We start from the raw sequence: 737 nt of genomic DNA, 5'->3' as shown, positions 1-737 counted from the left end.
CTGCTTCTTTAGCTGTTTTTCCGGGTTTGAAGAACTGACCGTTATTGGCGCCGCCCTCTCTCATTTTATTGGTAAAGGCAACGGTTCCCACATCATTGGTACTGGCAAAAAAGGATTGTCCTGCAGCAATGTGACCCTGTGGGATAAATGGATTGTTTCCCGGCGCATCATCACCGCTAGGTGCCGCTTCAGTGGCCACTCCTCCTGTCAGATTAAAGACAGCGTAGTCATCTGCGGAATACGCTTTTACGGCAATGTTTAAAGGAGTATTGTGTGTCCAGAAATACAAGGTCCCGTTTATAAAAGTATTTACTTTTAAGAACTCATTGGCACTCAAAGCCGATGGATAAGGATTACCAATCAGATAGAATTTATCTTTTTCAAGTGTTTCCCCGGACAAATTACCATTGTTCGGAACTCCTTTAAAAGAAGCTGTAAAATTAGCTCTCGCCGTATTGGAATAGGTTTGCGGACCACGAATGATGTATCCTTTTCCAACCGCCATATTGCTGTTTGAGCTGGTGATGACCCAATTGTTGCCATTGTATCCCATATATTTGTCCGATAAGGTGAACGGGGAAACATCAAATAATTTCTGTGGTGTTACCGGTGTAGACCAATATTCATAATCAGAAAGACGCATTGAACTGATACGTTTGTAGGTAATCTCTCCCGTATTGACTACATTACTGTCCTGCATCAGACTTGAGTTGTTCTCAAAAGTCAGCGTCGCTCCG

Annotated in this window: 1 pseudogene; it reads right to left on the bottom strand. The window is 43.1% G+C overall.

Features of this window, described 5'->3' with window-relative positions:
- Positions 1-737 (bottom strand): annotated as a pseudogene (locus tag GJU43_RS22930) (calcium-binding protein); the annotation flags it as partial.

The sequence above is a fragment of the Flavobacterium sp. LC2016-23 genome, assembly GCF_009674775.1.
Taxonomy (GTDB): domain Bacteria; phylum Bacteroidota; class Bacteroidia; order Flavobacteriales; family Flavobacteriaceae; genus Flavobacterium.
Note: the sequence above shows the minus strand (reverse complement) of the source record. Positions and strands in the feature narration are given on the sequence as shown.